9 protein-coding genes are annotated in these 14,161 nt (G+C 52.3%); 3 read left to right on the top strand and 6 right to left on the bottom strand.

What is annotated here, in order from left to right; translation table 11 throughout:
* The first annotated feature begins 18 nt into the window (after positions 1–18).
* Positions 19–639, top strand: a complete 621-nt coding sequence (locus DW677_RS12125) for a hypothetical protein (protein WP_117470727.1) — start codon at positions 19–21, stop codon at positions 637–639.
* A gap of 212 nt (positions 640–851) precedes the next feature.
* Here DW677_RS12125 and addA read toward each other — a convergent pair whose 3' ends face one another.
* Both addA and addB read right to left on the bottom strand, forming a co-directional pair.
* Positions 852–4,523 (bottom strand): helicase-exonuclease AddAB subunit AddA, encoded by a 3,672-nt coding sequence (addA, locus tag DW677_RS12130; protein ID WP_117567390.1) that lies wholly within the window; start codon positions 4,521–4,523, stop codon positions 852–854.
* Positions 4,523–8,071, bottom strand: coding sequence for a helicase-exonuclease AddAB subunit AddB (gene addB, locus DW677_RS12135; protein ID WP_117567392.1), 3,549 nt, complete (start codon positions 8,069–8,071; stop codon positions 4,523–4,525). Before addB ends, addA begins: the two co-directional genes overlap by 1 nt.
* A gap of 287 nt (positions 8,072–8,358) precedes the next feature.
* Between addB and DW677_RS12140 the strand changes: the two genes are divergently transcribed.
* Both DW677_RS12140 and DW677_RS12145 read left to right on the top strand, forming a co-directional pair.
* On the top strand, positions 8,359–8,832 hold the full coding sequence (locus DW677_RS12140; RefSeq protein WP_117567420.1) for a hypothetical protein: 474 nt from the start codon (positions 8,359–8,361) through the stop codon (positions 8,830–8,832).
* Positions 8,833–9,251: 419 nt separating this feature from the next.
* Positions 9,252–10,202, top strand: a complete 951-nt coding sequence (locus tag DW677_RS12145; protein WP_117470799.1) for a transporter substrate-binding domain-containing protein — start codon at positions 9,252–9,254, stop codon at positions 10,200–10,202.
* Between the two features lie 194 nt (positions 10,203–10,396).
* Here the strand turns inward: DW677_RS12145 and DW677_RS12150 are convergent, their stop codons facing one another.
* The 4 genes from DW677_RS12150 to DW677_RS12165 all read right to left on the bottom strand — a co-directional run bounded on the left by DW677_RS12150 (position 10,397) and on the right by DW677_RS12165 (position 13,997).
* Positions 10,397–11,266: a YitT family protein gene (locus DW677_RS12150; RefSeq protein WP_117470798.1), complete on the bottom strand. Its 870-nt coding sequence runs from the start codon at positions 11,264–11,266 to the stop codon at positions 10,397–10,399.
* A 36-nt stretch (positions 11,267–11,302) separates the two neighbouring features.
* On the bottom strand, positions 11,303–12,556 hold the full coding sequence (gene hflX / locus DW677_RS12155; RefSeq protein WP_117567394.1) for a GTPase HflX: 1,254 nt from the start codon (positions 12,554–12,556) through the stop codon (positions 11,303–11,305).
* A gap of 8 nt (positions 12,557–12,564) precedes the next feature.
* Entirely contained in the window at positions 12,565–13,371 is an 807-nt protein-coding gene (locus DW677_RS12160) for a tetratricopeptide repeat protein (RefSeq protein WP_117567396.1), read from the bottom strand.
* Between the two features lie 110 nt (positions 13,372–13,481).
* Positions 13,482–13,997 (bottom strand): deoxyuridine 5'-triphosphate nucleotidohydrolase, encoded by a 516-nt coding sequence (locus DW677_RS12165; protein WP_117567398.1) that lies wholly within the window; start codon positions 13,995–13,997, stop codon positions 13,482–13,484.
* Positions 13,998–14,161 lie beyond the last annotated feature (164 nt).

Below are 14,161 nucleotides of genomic sequence, written 5' to 3' on the forward strand. Positions count from 1 at the left end.
CCAAGGAGAGAACACATTATGATAAAATTTGAACGCACAAGCGTCATGAACTTTGAAAATGCCATGCGCGGCGCAAGAAACCCGATGAACAGCTGGGGACGTATGGACAGCAGCTATAATGAGGACGGAGATTTTGTCTTTGGACCGAACGATCTCGATCTTGCGAAGCGTCTCCGCATGGCTGGAAGCGACCACAGAAAGTTTATCCGCCAGATCTTTGTATCCGTGGATATTACGGCTCCGCTCTACTGGTGGAAGGAATATGACACCTACAAAGTGGCGACTGTTGCAAACTCCACAAGCACCATGCATAAAATCCACTCCAAGCCGTTCGACATCGATGATTTCAGCCATGACCATATGACTCCGGACACTCTCGCTTACATGCAGACCGTTGTAGACCGCCTTGAGCAGATCCGTCTGAAATACATGAACGAGGGAAAAAATAAGGAGGACTGGTACGACATGATCCAGCTTCTCCCGTCCAGCTACAACCAGATGCGCACCTGCACGATGAACTATGAGACACTCGTCAATATTTATCATGCGAGAAAGGCTCACAAGCTTGTGGAGTGGCATACCTTCTGTGACTGGATCGGGACTCTGCCGTATGCAAAAGAGCTGATCATTGCGGACTAATTTTTTTGTGATAACTTCATAACTTGAAAAAGAATGTACCTTGGCACATTCTCGCGCCTCGCGCGGTCGCTTGCGACAATCTACGTCTTCGCGCGAGTGCGCATCTTTGTGCCTTTTTATGTAACAGGGAATTCCTCTGAATTTCCTGTTACATAAAAAACCGCTGCCCGGCGCCTTAGTTATGGTGCCGGGCAGTTTTTGATCATATCTTATCATAAATTGATCGGGACCGGAATCTCTTTCTGCAGCGCCAGAGAGTAGATCACGGCTTCCTTCACCTTTTTCCCGGTGATCTGGGTAAGTGCCTTTGCGTAGTAGAAGAGCTGGATCTGGTAGCGGTCCAGAAGTATATTCTCTCCGCCTTCTTTTACCCGGTCTGTCTTGTAATCCACAAGTACGAGACCGTCATCCTCCTCGAACCAGGCGTCGATGATACCCTGTAACAGGATCAGCGCATCGGAATCCGCCTTGTCCATCTCCCGTGCAGGGATACCCACCACAAACTGGCTCTCTTTCCGCAATTTTCCGTTCCGGTCCGCCTGTTTCATACGGGCTGCAATATCAGAATGGAAAAACTTCGTCAGGACACCCGGATAGACCATGTCGATGGCGGTCTCCTGCATCCGCTTTTCCTCACTGATCCGGTCGAGTTCTTTTACGATATCATCGTAACCGGAAATTTCCGCAAAGCGGATCAGCTCCAGGGCACGGTGGTAGGCGGTACCGCGGTCGGAGGCACGCTTTATTCTGGCTTTTTCTTCGGACGCTGTATCAGACCTGTTATCAATAATTTCTGAATCTTCTTTTTCCCTGACGTTCTTAATCAAAAACGCACTCTCCGCGTCATCCACAAACTGCCCCTGTTCCTTAAGCTCCGAAACCGACATCTTTGCGTGCAGCGTAAGGTCCGCCGCGTAAGGATATTTTACCCCGATGAGCCCCGGAATTTCCTCCGGCTGCGCTTTCCGCAGCTGTTCCAGTTCCAGATAGATCTTTGCCTTCTCCTCCTGGTTCTTCGCCTCCTCCACGAGAAGGTCCTTCACCGGAACATTCTTCACATCGAGGGTGTTTTTCGCCCCGTTTGACGCCATCAGGATCCAGTCCATATAGGAGGATGCCGCGCTTAAGGTCGTAAACGGCAGCGCGCCGCCAGCCGGGATCCCGCCCCATTTTTCCAGCTTGTTGTCCATATACTTGTCGCCTGCGGTGATGATCAGTTTTTCCTTCGCACGGGTCATGGCAACATAGAGAATACGAAGCTCCTCGCCCATATTTTCCAGATTTGACCGTCTCGCCAGGACATTTTTCTTTAACGTCGGTGCCTTGACCTTCTTCTCCGGGTCGAAGAAATCCGCTGCGATTCCAAGCTCCTCGTCAATCAGGATCCGTCCTCTCGCATCCTGTCGGTTGAATTTCTTTCCGCATCCGGCTAAGAATACCACCGGGAACTCCAGACCTTTGCTCTTGTGGATGCTCATGATCCGCACCGCGTCGTCATGTTCCCCGGAGCGGGACGCCTCGCCGAAGTCGGTGTTGTATTTTTTTAACTTCTCGATGTACCGGATAAAGTCGAAAAGTCCCTGATAACTGGTCTTCTCGTAATCTTCCGCTTTCTGCACCAGCATAGCGAGGTTCGCCTGTCTCGTCTTTCCGGCCGGCATGGCGGCGGCGTACTTGTCGTACCCGGTGAGGTCGAAGACCCGGTAGATCAGACGGGAGACCGGGAGGTACATAGATTCTTTTCTCAGAGTCGTCAGGAGATTTCGGAATGCTGCCAACTTTCGATAGATAACCGCATCTTCCTCCGATTCCCCGTGTTTCTCCATATATCTTTTTACTGCCCCATAAAACCCAATATCTTCTCCGCGGTCCGGATCCTTCTTGAATTCCGCCATCACGATGGCCAGTTCCCGGTCCTTCATGCCGCCGATGGGCGACTTTAACACACCTGCTAACGGAATATCCTGCATCGGATTGTCGATGAGAGCCAGCATGTTGAGCACTGTCTCCACCTCCACCGCTGTGAAATACCCTGTCCTGGACTCCGCGTAGGCGGGGATCCCTGCTGCTCCAAGGACACTTAAAAATTCCTCGGACCACCCGGAGAGACTGCGGAGCAGGATCACGATGTCCTTCTTCTTTAACGGCTCATACTCCCCGGTCTTCCCGTTGAAGATCTTCATCCCGTGTTCCGGGTCCGTGAGCTTTTTGATCTCCCCGGCGATAAGTCTCGCCTCCGCCTCCTTCGCCGTATAGTCCGCCTTCTCCTCATCCATGCCGTCAAACAGCGGATCCCCGGTATTTAAAAGCAGGACCTCCGTCTTCGCTTGCCCGTCCACCGGTGTCTCGGGAAATTCCGCCCCTGGATATAAAGCCGCGTCATCTGTGTACTTAATATTTCCAAGCTGCTTCGTCATGATCCGGTAGAACACGTCGTTGATGCTGGAAAGCACCTCCGGGCGGCTTCGGAAGTTTTTGTGGAGTTCGATTTTCTGGTACAGCCCGTCCTCTTTCCCGTAGGACTCATACTTCTCCAGAAACAGCTCCGGTTTTGCGAGACGGAACTTGTAGATGCTCTGCTTCACATCCCCCACCATGAACACATTCGGCGTCCCGAACCGCTCCCTGGAAACACAGCGGATCAGCGTCTCCTGAACCTCGTTGCTGTCCTGATACTCATCCACAAGAATCTCCTCATAGATTTCCGAAAGCTCGTCCGCCACTGCCCCCGGTCTGTGGTCCAGGCTGCCGCCTGTGAGAACTTCCAGTGCAAAATGTTCCAGGTCATTAAAGTCCACCAGGTTCTTCTCCTCCTTCGCCTCCTGGAATCTCGCGGAAAATTCCTCAGCAAGCTCCAGGAGCATCAGGATCGGCTCCCGGCAGGCGTCGAGATCCGCAAACACCTCGTCGATATCTCCCGGCAGGTACAATGCTTTCATCTTCTTGATGCCGTCCTTCGCGACATTCCTGTAGGCCGCCGCCTGTTCTTTCTTCTCCGGGTCCACATTTTTCCCCCGGACAGCCGCCAGTCTTCCAAATTTCAGCCCCTCAAGGCACTCCGCGATCTCCCGGTAAGTTCCAGCTTCCTTGAGTTCTTCCATTCCCCGGATGTCTTCCGCTAACATCGGCGCATATGCCTGGGGACCGTCTTCCTCAGCTGCAAGATCCGCTGCCCCGTAAAGTCCATCTAAGAATTCTTCCGCCTGGCGTTTCACATCCTGGATCAGATACTTCATCCATGCGGTCTCCTCCATAGGATCCCTGTCTTCACCGGTTCCGCCAGCCCGAAGTTCTTTCCTGCAGGCCGCGATCCACTCTCCCGGCCACGGATTGCTCTGGGAAAACTCCCACACCTTTAAAATATACTCTTCCAGTCCACCATCTGTCCGTCCTGTGGCATAGGTATCCACAAACTTTATGAACCGTTCATCTTCCCTTCCGTAATATTCCTCCAGAAGTTCCTTCATCACATCGGCTTTTAAGAGCATCAGCTCGCCTTCATCCGCCACCCGGAATCCAGGATCCAGATCCAGCTCGTGGAAATGTTCCCTCAAAAGGTTTAAGCAGAAGCTGTCGATGGTGGTGATCTTCGCGTGGTGGATCAGCGTGTTCTGGCGCTCCAGATTCTTATTCCCCGGATCCTCGTCGAGAAGCTTTCCGAGTGCCGTCTCCACACGCTCCCGCATCTCCGCCGCCGCCGCGTTCGTGAAGGTCATGACCAACAGCTTATCGATATCCACCGGGTGTTCCGGGTCCGTGATCATGCGGATGATCCGCTCAACGAGGACCGCCGTCTTTCCGCTTCCTGCTGCCGCCGAGACAAGGAGATTCCGGTGTCCCGTCTCAATGACTTTTTTCTGCTCGTCTGTCCACTTTGTCGCCATTACAGAATCTCCTTTCCGTCATTTTCTTTTCCAGGCGATTTCCTTTTCCCGCTTTCTATGCCCTCTAAAGTTTTCTTCTTCGTTTTACCGGGATCCAGCTGTACAGGATCGACCTTATCTGCAGCCTCTTCCACTGCACCGGAATCCATCTCTTCCCCATCTTCTTCCTGGTCGATCTCCTTCCAGATCTCCTGCGCCTTCATAGGCTTAAATCTCCGGAATCCATACCCATCAGTCTTCAGATCAAACCCACACACACTGTGGTACGGACAGTAATCGCACGCCGTCCGGTTCCCCTGCTTGTAGGGATCCACTGCCACATTTCCATCCAGAATCTCCTCGCCCATCTCCCTGAGCTTCTGATTTACATAATCTGTCAAATGGGCAAACCGTTTTCCTCCAGCCACAGAGGACTTTAACTCCTGCACATACCCGTCCTTCAGTGCCACCGGGATCACATCTGATTCCTTCTCGATCTCCCGGTCCATATGCCGGATCACGTCGAGACTGCTGTTCACGAGACCATTCATGCGGAGCTTCCTTAAGATTCCCGCCTCGATCTCCTCGTCCGTCATTCCGTCCTCCCGGTCGATCACAGGATCATCGATATGGTAATAGAAGATTCCTGCCGGAACCGCCTGTTTCCCCGGATGCCGGCTCTCCTGGAGCTTTAACGCCGCGTCCATGTAGACCACAAGCTGAAGCTGCAGCCCATGGTACAAAAGCGCCAGGTCAAAGGACGTGCTTCCCGACTTATAGTCCATGATCTTCACATAGATCTTGTCCTCATCCTCAAACACGTCCATGCGGTCGATCCGCCCGCGAAGGTTCACGGCTTCCCCATCCTTCAGCGGGATCCGCGTGCTCACATCCACCTCGAACGCCTCCGGCTCAAAATCGCCCTTCCGGATCTGGTAGATCAGCGCACGCACCGTCCGGTCCGTGATCCGCTCCACCTTTTTTTCCAGGTAGGCGTTTCTCGCGGAACTCTTCATGATCGTGTTCCGGTACTTCGCGGAGACTTCCTCCACCGCCCGCTTCACGAGAGCTCGCCGCTCCGCGTCCGTGATGGTCCGGAAATCCTTTCCATGGTCACGCACATTGCGGAAAAAGGTGTCCAGGGACTGGTGGAACAGATTTCCCATGTCGGAGAGGTCCAGCTCATACTCCCTTCCCGCCCGGAGCCCAAGTCCATGATTCAGGAAGTGGGAGTAGGCGCATCCAGCGTAACCTTCCATTCTCGTCACACTGCCCCTTAAAAGTGTTCCGTAGAGCTCTCTCGCCGCCGCCCGGCCGATGCCGCCTTTCTTATAAGAATAGGCCACGGCTTTCGCGAGATCTTCCATCTCCTTCGCTTTCGCCTCATCGGAAGACAGGAAACTGTAAAGCTCCCGCGCCTTCTCATTCTCCGGATCCATCAGCCGGTCCGGCTCCTGAAGCCAGGAAAGTATGGCTCTTCCCGCCGCCGTCACAGAAACATCCGGTCGTTTTTCCGCTTCCGTCTCCCGGATAAAGAGGTCCGGGAACCGTTTTTTCATCTCCCCGATAATTCCGGACGGCCGTGTCTGTTTTCCCTCCGCCGTCACCGTCGGGTAAGATAAGATCAGCTGATCCGACGGCTTCGTCATCATGAGATAGAGGTAAAATCGTTCCATAAAGCCCTCTTCCCTGGCCGTTGGTGCCAGCTCCATAGAATTCTTCTTTAGGATCTCCCTCTCATTGTCCGTAAAAAGACCGCCTTTCGAGTGGTCCGCCGGAACCACGCCCTGGCTCACACCAAGGAAAAAGAGGACCTTGATCTTATCGAGTCTCGTTCTCTTCAGGTCACCGCAGACCACCCGGTCCGCCCCCGCGGGGATCATTCCCACAGAGAGCTCCGAAAAGCCCGCGGAAAGGATCTCCGCGTACTCTCTCCTTGACACGCACTCATCGCCCAACAGGCTCTTAAACTTCTCGAAAAGCTCGATGACAAGACCATAGATCTCCTCGTACTCCCTCGCCTCCCGGTCCATGCCGGAATCCGCGAACCTCTCCGAAAACTGTTCCAGCTTTTCCTCGGCTCCCAGGGTCTCCAGGAGCTCTTTTAAGGCATCCGTCACCACCGCCACCGGAACTCCCCGTCCGGCGCAGCGCTCTCTTAAAACACGGAGCGGTTCCATGATCTTCTCCCGGAACGCATTCATCTCCACAAGATTTAAATTTTCTCCGCCCTCAAAGTTCTTCTCCCACGCCGCGTCCCACTTCGCAAATCCCCGGATCCCCATGGCCCGCACATAGATCTCCAGCCGGTCCACGGCCTCCGTCTCCTCTGTCACGAGCCCGGTCCTCAGATACCGGAACATGCTCTCATAGTCAAAGCCCTTCTGCAAAATATCCAGGGCGCTCTGGATCAGCCGGATCAGCGGATTTCCCGACACATCCCGGTTTTCATCTAAGAACAACGGGATCCTATTCTCTTCAAAGCTTCTCGTGATCTCCCGGCCATATCCCGAAAGATCCCCGCAGACCAGGGCGATATCCCGATAGCGGTACCCGTCCTTTTTCACCAGTTCCTCGATCCGGTTCGTGATAAAGTCGATCTCATCCGCCGGGTTCTTTGCCTGAACCAGCATAATCTCCCTCTCTCCGCCGTAGTACCGGGTATACGGATAGCGGAAAAACGTCCTCTCAAGATGGTCAAGAGCCGGGCTGTTCCGGAACCGCACAAGCGGGCGTTTGGAAAAGACGAGGTCCTGGTAAATTTTCGCCCCGTTTTCCTCCGCCAGCTGTTTCAATTTTCCTGTCATTTTCCGGCTCATATCAAAAAGATCCGTCTCATCCGACTCTGCCGTAAGATCCATCCCCGGCTCCATCGTCGCGGACACCGTCACAAAGACATTCCGGCAAAGTTTCAGTAAAATCCCGATAAGCCGGTACTGGACCGGCGTAAAGCCCGTGTAGCCGTCTAAAACCATGGTACTGTCCTTCAAAAGGGCAGACTGGTCCGCCACCTGGCAGAGCACATCAAGAAGTTCCTCCAGCGTGATATATTTCTCCTTCGTAAACTCCCGGAACGCCTCAAAGATCACTTCCATATCCGAGAGCTTCGCAGCTAAAATCTGTCCCACATGTTCTCCGGCTGTCTGCGCCTTTAAGTCCTCCGGAGTTGCCCCGTACTGGTAGAGTTCCGAAAGCATGGACTTGATCTCACTGATAAATCCCGGGCGGTTTAAGTGGGAGGAAAACATGGTGAGCTCGTCCATCTTTTCCCCGGCAAGCCTTCTGAGGACCATATTTTTGCCCGTATCGTCCAGCACCTCCGGCTGCGGCAGGGAGAGCTCCGAAAAGATCCGGTAAGCCAGGCGCTCAAAGCTCACGATGTCGATGTTCAGTGTCCCGTGGTTCGGGTGGAGTCTCACGATCTCCTTCTGGGCCTGCATCGTCGCCTGTTCCGGCGTCACCACAAAAAACCTGCCCTCCGGTTCCTTCGCGGACAGCTCGATGATCTTCCTGTATATATATTCTGTTTTTCCGGCACCGGAACCGCCGGCGATGATGCATAATCCCATGTTATCCTCCTGCTATATGAAAAAGAATGTGCCTTGGCACGTTTCCACACCGTGCACGCTCTTCTGTGACCGTCTGCGCCTTCGCGCGGTATGCGCATCCGGACACTCGGAACATATCATTCTCTCTCAACCGTATATGCTCCGAAGGGAATTGTCAAGTTCTTTATCGCGCAGCTACCGGAGTCGGATTTTTCTCCTACGTCTCTCCTATCGGCTCCGGGATCATGAATCTTTTTCCTGCAGTTCTCATAGAATATACAAAATATTTCGTGAAAAGGATCTATTCCATGAGTTCAAAAACAAAGATCATCGTCCTCAGAATGAAGGAGATCATCTACACCGCGCTTTTTATCGGCTTTGCCATCGTCCTCATCATGCTCTTCCTCTTTATGTTCCGCCCGAAGAAGGACAACATCTCCGGGAGCACGGCAGACCAGACCGCCGAGAACGCCTCATCGGCCGCTCCTGCCTCCGCTACATACGTTCCGGGACTTTATTCGTCCCCCATCGTTTTGGGCAGCGAGAACGTCAATGTGGAGGTCGCAGTGGACCACACATGGATCCGATCCGTGGCTCTCGTGCCTTTGAGTGACTCTGTGGAGACCATGTATCCCCTGATGGCGCCTGCCATGGATTCGATCTCCGAACAGATTCTGGAAAACCAGAGTCTTGAAGGGCTGGAATATCCGGCGGGATCCCAGTATACCTCCATGGCGCTGGTGTCGGCGGTAAAGACGGCACTCTCCAAAGCATCTGAATAGGAATTAATTCTCCTATCTGTAGTACCTTCTCCTTCTGCTCTTTAAAGCCCGGCACTTTCTTTCCTGAAAATGGCGGGCTTTTATCAGTGTTTATGTACTGCTCATGTTCTTCCTCAATTTTTGTTACAGTTCAGCCATGCGCTGGTTTGAATGAGAAAGTGTGTTGCAAGCTTGCTTGCATAAGCACTTTTTCATCCAAATCAGCATATGGTGGAACCACCAAGCTTCTTGTTTTCATGAATATGAAAACAAGAAGATGTAATGGCTGAACTGTAACCAATTTGTTTATTATTTTTAAATTACCTACTTGACAAATCGTTTTTCCTCCTGTATACTCTTCACCATAGTAACAATTTACCACGCTAAATCGAAATCTTAATACTACGATAAATCAATCAGTATACAAGGAGGAACCATCCATGAAGAAATTCAACCAGCTTCTCATCTTAGGTACAACACTTTTATTATCCGCTGCGGCACTCACCGGATGTTCCGGTTCCTCCGCACTGGGCGCTACGACAGCACAGACGACTTCCGGTGAAACAACAACTCCGCAGACAGACGCAGGGATCATTGCCTCCGAGACAACCGGTTCCAATAACCGTCTGAACGACATCTTAGAGCGCGGCTACATCGAGATCGCCACCGAGCCGTATTTCGCTCCGAACGAGTTCATTGATCCTACAAAGAGCGGTGAGGACGCCTACACCGGTTCCGATATCGAACTTGCAAAGTTTATCGGAGAATCCCTCGGCGTCGAGGTCCGTTTGAAACCGATGGATTTCACAAGCGTTCTCGGAAGCATCACGACCGGAAAATATGATCTTGCGATCTCCGCCTTAGCCTACACACCGGCAAGAGCTGAGACCATGAACCTCTCCAAGGGTTACTATTTCGGAGACGAAGATCCGCAGACAGCATACGGCATTCTGGTCCGCAAGGAAGATGTTGACAGCATCAAATCCTTCAACGATCTTGCAGACAAGGTGGTCGTTGCCCAGAATGGTTCCCTTCAGGAGCAGTTCGTACAGGAGCAGATCCCGGCTTACAAAAAATACAACCGTGTTTCCTCCACAAACGATGGTTTCCTGATGGTCGAGACCGGAAAGGGTGATGTGATAGTCGCAGCCCTCAGAATGGCAAGATTATATCTGGAATCCAACCCGGACAGCAATCTTGTGATCGTCCCGAACCTGTATTTCAAAGTTGATCCTGAAACACAGGGAACAAGAATCGGTATCCCGAAGGGTGAGGATGCCCTCACAGACCGGATCAACGAGATCATCGACGAAGTCGTTGAGAAAGATCTTTACAATCAGTGGTACGACGAGTATACGGAGTACGCGAAGAGCCTTGGCATTATCGAATAATTCGATCCTTTGATATAACCCCGCGGCCGCGGTCAGGCCGCACCCCTTCACCGGTACCTTCCCCAGGTGCCGGAACCCCTTGGTCATGGGAGGTTATCCCCAGAATATCTCATGACAAAAAAGACGATCCGCAATTACCTGGCGGTTCGTCTTTTTTTGTTCCATCTTTATCTGCCGCATTCGTTTGTTTCTTCCTACACTTCCCAGTCAGAATCCAGAAAACCTTCCCCGTAGACTTCCTGAGCCTCAGAGACGATCATAAACGCTCTGGGATCGATATCATAGACGATCTTCTTCGCCTTGTAGAACTGCTTTCTGTCCAGAACACAGATCACGGTCTTTCCATCTTCTTTCCGATAAGCTCCTTCGCTCTTTAAAAAGGTACAGCCGCGCTCCAGCTCATCCATCAGCTCATCGGCGATCTCCTTCGGTTTTTCTGTAATGACCGTTATCATGGTGCTCTTATTCATACCATAAAGGATCACATCGATCACATATGTTCCCACCACCATGTTAATGAGTCCATAAAGACCGGATTCGATATTCCGGAATACCACCATGGAAAGCAGGATGATCACAAGGTCCGTCGCCATGACCGCTTTTCCGGTCTGCATGTGCGGACAATACTTTTGTAAAAGCTTTGCGGCAATATCGCCTCCGCCTGTGGTAGAGCCGCGCATGAATATAACGGCAAGACTGATTCCGATCAGCACTCCGCCGAAAAGGCAGGATACCATCTTATCGCCGGAATACACCGGAAAATACGGTGTCACCAGACCATCCAGAATCACGGTCATGATCGCAACTGTCTTCAGTGTTTTGATCGTCTTCTCCTTTCCCAGATAGATCCAGGACGCGATCAGAAGCGGAATATTGATCAGAAATGTCAGGGTACCGATTGGGAGATTCGTCAGACGGTTTAACAGGATCGCCATACCGCTGGCTCCTCCCGGTGCGATATCAATGTTGTTGATAAAGCAGTGGAGAGCGACGGCCTGTACAAAGCCGCCCGCCACATCTGCCAGAAGATCCAGAGCAAGCTCTTTTCCCCTCATCTTTTCCATAAGATTACCCCCTTATATCTGCCAGTCTGAATTCATCTAATCCCGATATAATTCTTCAAATAATTCCACCGGCACATACGCCTTCACATGGATCCCGTCATCCTGATACTCCTCCGAAAGAAGCTGTCCGCTCTTCCGGATCGTCTGGATCCGTCCGGCATCCCTGTAAGCGAATACCTTCTCAAAGTAGATCCTGCGGTTTCTCAAAATTATGGCAAACAGATCCAGCAGTTCCTCAATGCCCTCTCCTGTCTTTGCCGATAATTTCACTTTATAATCCGCGGACATATCCCTGCAGGCGGTATCTGCGTCCGGGCGGTCCACCTTGTTGAATACCGTGATGATCTCCTTGTCCTTGATGTCCAATCGGCGCAGAGTCTCATAGACCACATGCATCTGCATGTCCATCTGCGGGTTCGAACAGTCCACCACATGAAGGATCACATCACAGTACCGCGCCTCCTCCAGAGTGCTCTTGAACGCCTCCACCAGATGGTGCGGAAGCTTTCTGATAAATCCTACTGTGTCCGTCAAAAGGACCTTTTCCCCGCCTGGAAGCGTCAGCGCCCTCGTCGTCGGATCCAGGGTCGCGAAAAGCTTATCTTCCGCCAGGATCCCGGCTCCTGTGAGCTTATTTAAGAGCGTAGATTTTCCGGCGTTCGTGTAACCCACAATGGCCGCCGTCAGCGTTCCGCTCTGCTCTCTCTGTTTCCGTACCACATCCCTGTGGCGCTCCACATCCTGGAGTTCCGATTTTAACTGGCTGATCCGCTCGTGGATCCGTCTTCTGTCCACCTCAAGCTTCGTCTCACCCGGTCCCCTCGTACCGATTCCGCCGCCAAGTCTCGACAGGGAATTCCTGAGACCCACAAGGCGGACGGCGCGGTATCTTAACTGCGCAAGTTCTACCTGGATCTTCCCCTCTCTTGTCTTTGCACGGGCGGCAAAGATATCGAGGATGATCATCGTCCGGTCCATGACCTTCGTGTCCAGAGCGTCCTCCAGGTTTTTTAACTGTGCCGGGGAGAGCTCATCGTCGCAGACAACGCCGGTAGCGCCGGACTCCCAGACCATCTCCTTCAATTCCTGGATCTTACCTTTTCCGAGGTATGTTCCCGGATGGATATTTTCCCGGTTCTGGATCACGACTCCCACGGTCTCAGCTCCCGCGGTCTTTACAAGCTCCCGAAGCTCCTCCACGGACTCCTCCGTGTCATCGGAGGCGTTCGTGCTGGCAGCAAACAGGATGACCCGTTCCTGCTGCTCACCGATCTCTATCAATTCTGCCATTCTTTCTCCTATCTTGTCACGAGAAACGCGATCTCATGATCTGCCTTCTCGTCCTGTCCATACTGCTCCTCGTAGCTTCGGAACAGCTCCAGCGCCTTCTCATACTGGCCCAGGTACTCATAACACACGGCCTGGTTGAAGGCGATCTCTTTCTTTGCCCGGTCATCAGAGAGGGCAAGTCCCGCCTCCGCGTGCTGCAGCGCTTCCTCATAATTGCCTTTTTCCATCGCAGCCATCATCCAGCGGTTGTAAACTTCCGTGCTGGAAAAGCCCTCATCCACGAGAGTCTGGTAGAGCTCATCCGCCTTCTCCTCGTCTCCGGCAGTCATATATGCCGCCCCCAGGGCTTCCATCGCCTCTGCGTAGCCTGTAACCTCATGTTTCGCATCCGCGCTCTTACCGGACTCCAAGCGGTTCTCAGCACCATCCTGATCCCCGGAATTCGCGAGGCTCACCGCGCCGAGGTAGTAATACTCGGCTCTCGGCTTATCCACCTTCGTCAGGGTATCGTAAGTATACGCCGCGGCACCATAGTCCCCCAGCATAAATTCTGCCTCACCGCGGTACTTTAATACATCGATCTCAAAAGAGGTCACCCGCGTTGTCTGGTCGATCAGGCTGTCAAACTCCGCGACAGCCCCCTCGTAATCACCGCTTTCCATGAGGGCGATGCCGTTCTCCCTGCTCTCCTTCATCTCACTGGTCACATGGCTGCAACCGGTGAGGAGGAGCAGCATACCGGATAGAAATAACGCTGATACAATGCTCTTTTTTATTTTGCTTATTTTTCTTGTTTTCTTATACTGTTTATACATTTTAAATTTTACGTTTTATTTCGTTTCTTTATACGCTTTGTAAAGTCTTTTCATGAACCTTCAGCTTCAGCACGCTCTGGCCTCGGGAATTCTTTCCCTTTCTCCACATTTTACGCACGCGTCGTGCTTCCGAATCCACCATTTCTCACCTCATCGGCCTCATCATCCACCGTAATTCCGTACTCCACGAAAATCCCCTGGGAGAAACCTGTTCCTGATTCCACTTCCACGGTCTTTCCCTCGCGGCTGTCATTGGTGAGCTTCACCTGGATATGGCCCTCGTTGTCAGATCCGTAGTAGTCGCTGTCGATGATCCCGACGGTATTGTTTAACTGCAGACGGAACTTAAATCCAAGTCCGCTTCTCGGATAGAGCTTTAATACCCAGCCGTCATCGATCCGGGCGCGGATCCCTGTGAGGATCTTTGTCATCTCGCCCGGTTTCAGCGTGAACGCTGCCGGTGCGAAGAAATCATATCCGGCAGAGCCTGCTGTGGCACGCTTCGGAAGTCTGATCCCATCGTAGATTTCCCTGATCACTTCTTCTGTATCCTGCGGGTGTTCCCCCTGCCAGTCTTTTTTAAACTGCTCAAAGCTTACTTTTTCAAATTTTGCGATTCTCTGCATGATGTCTCCTCTTCGTAAATGGTCTCCCACTACTATACCAAGACCCCGCCCCCTTTTCAAGCGTTTCAGACAGAAAATCCGGCAGAATGCACTGCGTTATTGCGGCAATGTGTCCACTGCCCACAGTATATTCTGCCGGATGATTCCGCCTCGCACGTACATTT

The organism is Clostridium sp. AM25-23AC (genome assembly GCF_003435125.1).
In the GTDB taxonomy this organism is placed as follows: Bacteria; Bacillota; Clostridia; order Lachnospirales; family Lachnospiraceae; genus Pilosibacter; species Pilosibacter fragilis.

Coding starts and splice junctions, on each gene's coding strand:
- DW677_RS12125 (WP_117470727.1), top strand. CDS start 19: ATGATAAAATTTGAACGCACAAGCGTCATGAACTTTGAAAATGCCATG.
- addA (WP_117567390.1), bottom strand. CDS start 4,523: ATGGCGACAAAGTGGACAGACGAGCAGAAAAAAGTCATTGAGACGGGA.
- addB (WP_117567392.1), bottom strand. CDS start 8,071: ATGGGATTATGCATCATCGCCGGCGGTTCCGGTGCCGGAAAAACAGAA.
- DW677_RS12140 (WP_117567420.1), top strand. CDS start 8,359: ATGAGTTCAAAAACAAAGATCATCGTCCTCAGAATGAAGGAGATCATC.
- DW677_RS12145 (WP_117470799.1), top strand. CDS start 9,252: ATGAAGAAATTCAACCAGCTTCTCATCTTAGGTACAACACTTTTATTA.
- DW677_RS12150 (WP_117470798.1), bottom strand. CDS start 11,266: ATGGAAAAGATGAGGGGAAAAGAGCTTGCTCTGGATCTTCTGGCAGAT.
- hflX (WP_117567394.1), bottom strand. CDS start 12,556: ATGGCAGAATTGATAGAGATCGGTGAGCAGCAGGAACGGGTCATCCTG.
- DW677_RS12160 (WP_117567396.1), bottom strand. CDS start 13,371: ATGTATAAACAGTATAAGAAAACAAGAAAAATAAGCAAAATAAAAAAG.
- DW677_RS12165 (WP_117567398.1), bottom strand. CDS start 13,997: ATGCAGAGAATCGCAAAATTTGAAAAAGTAAGCTTTGAGCAGTTTAAA.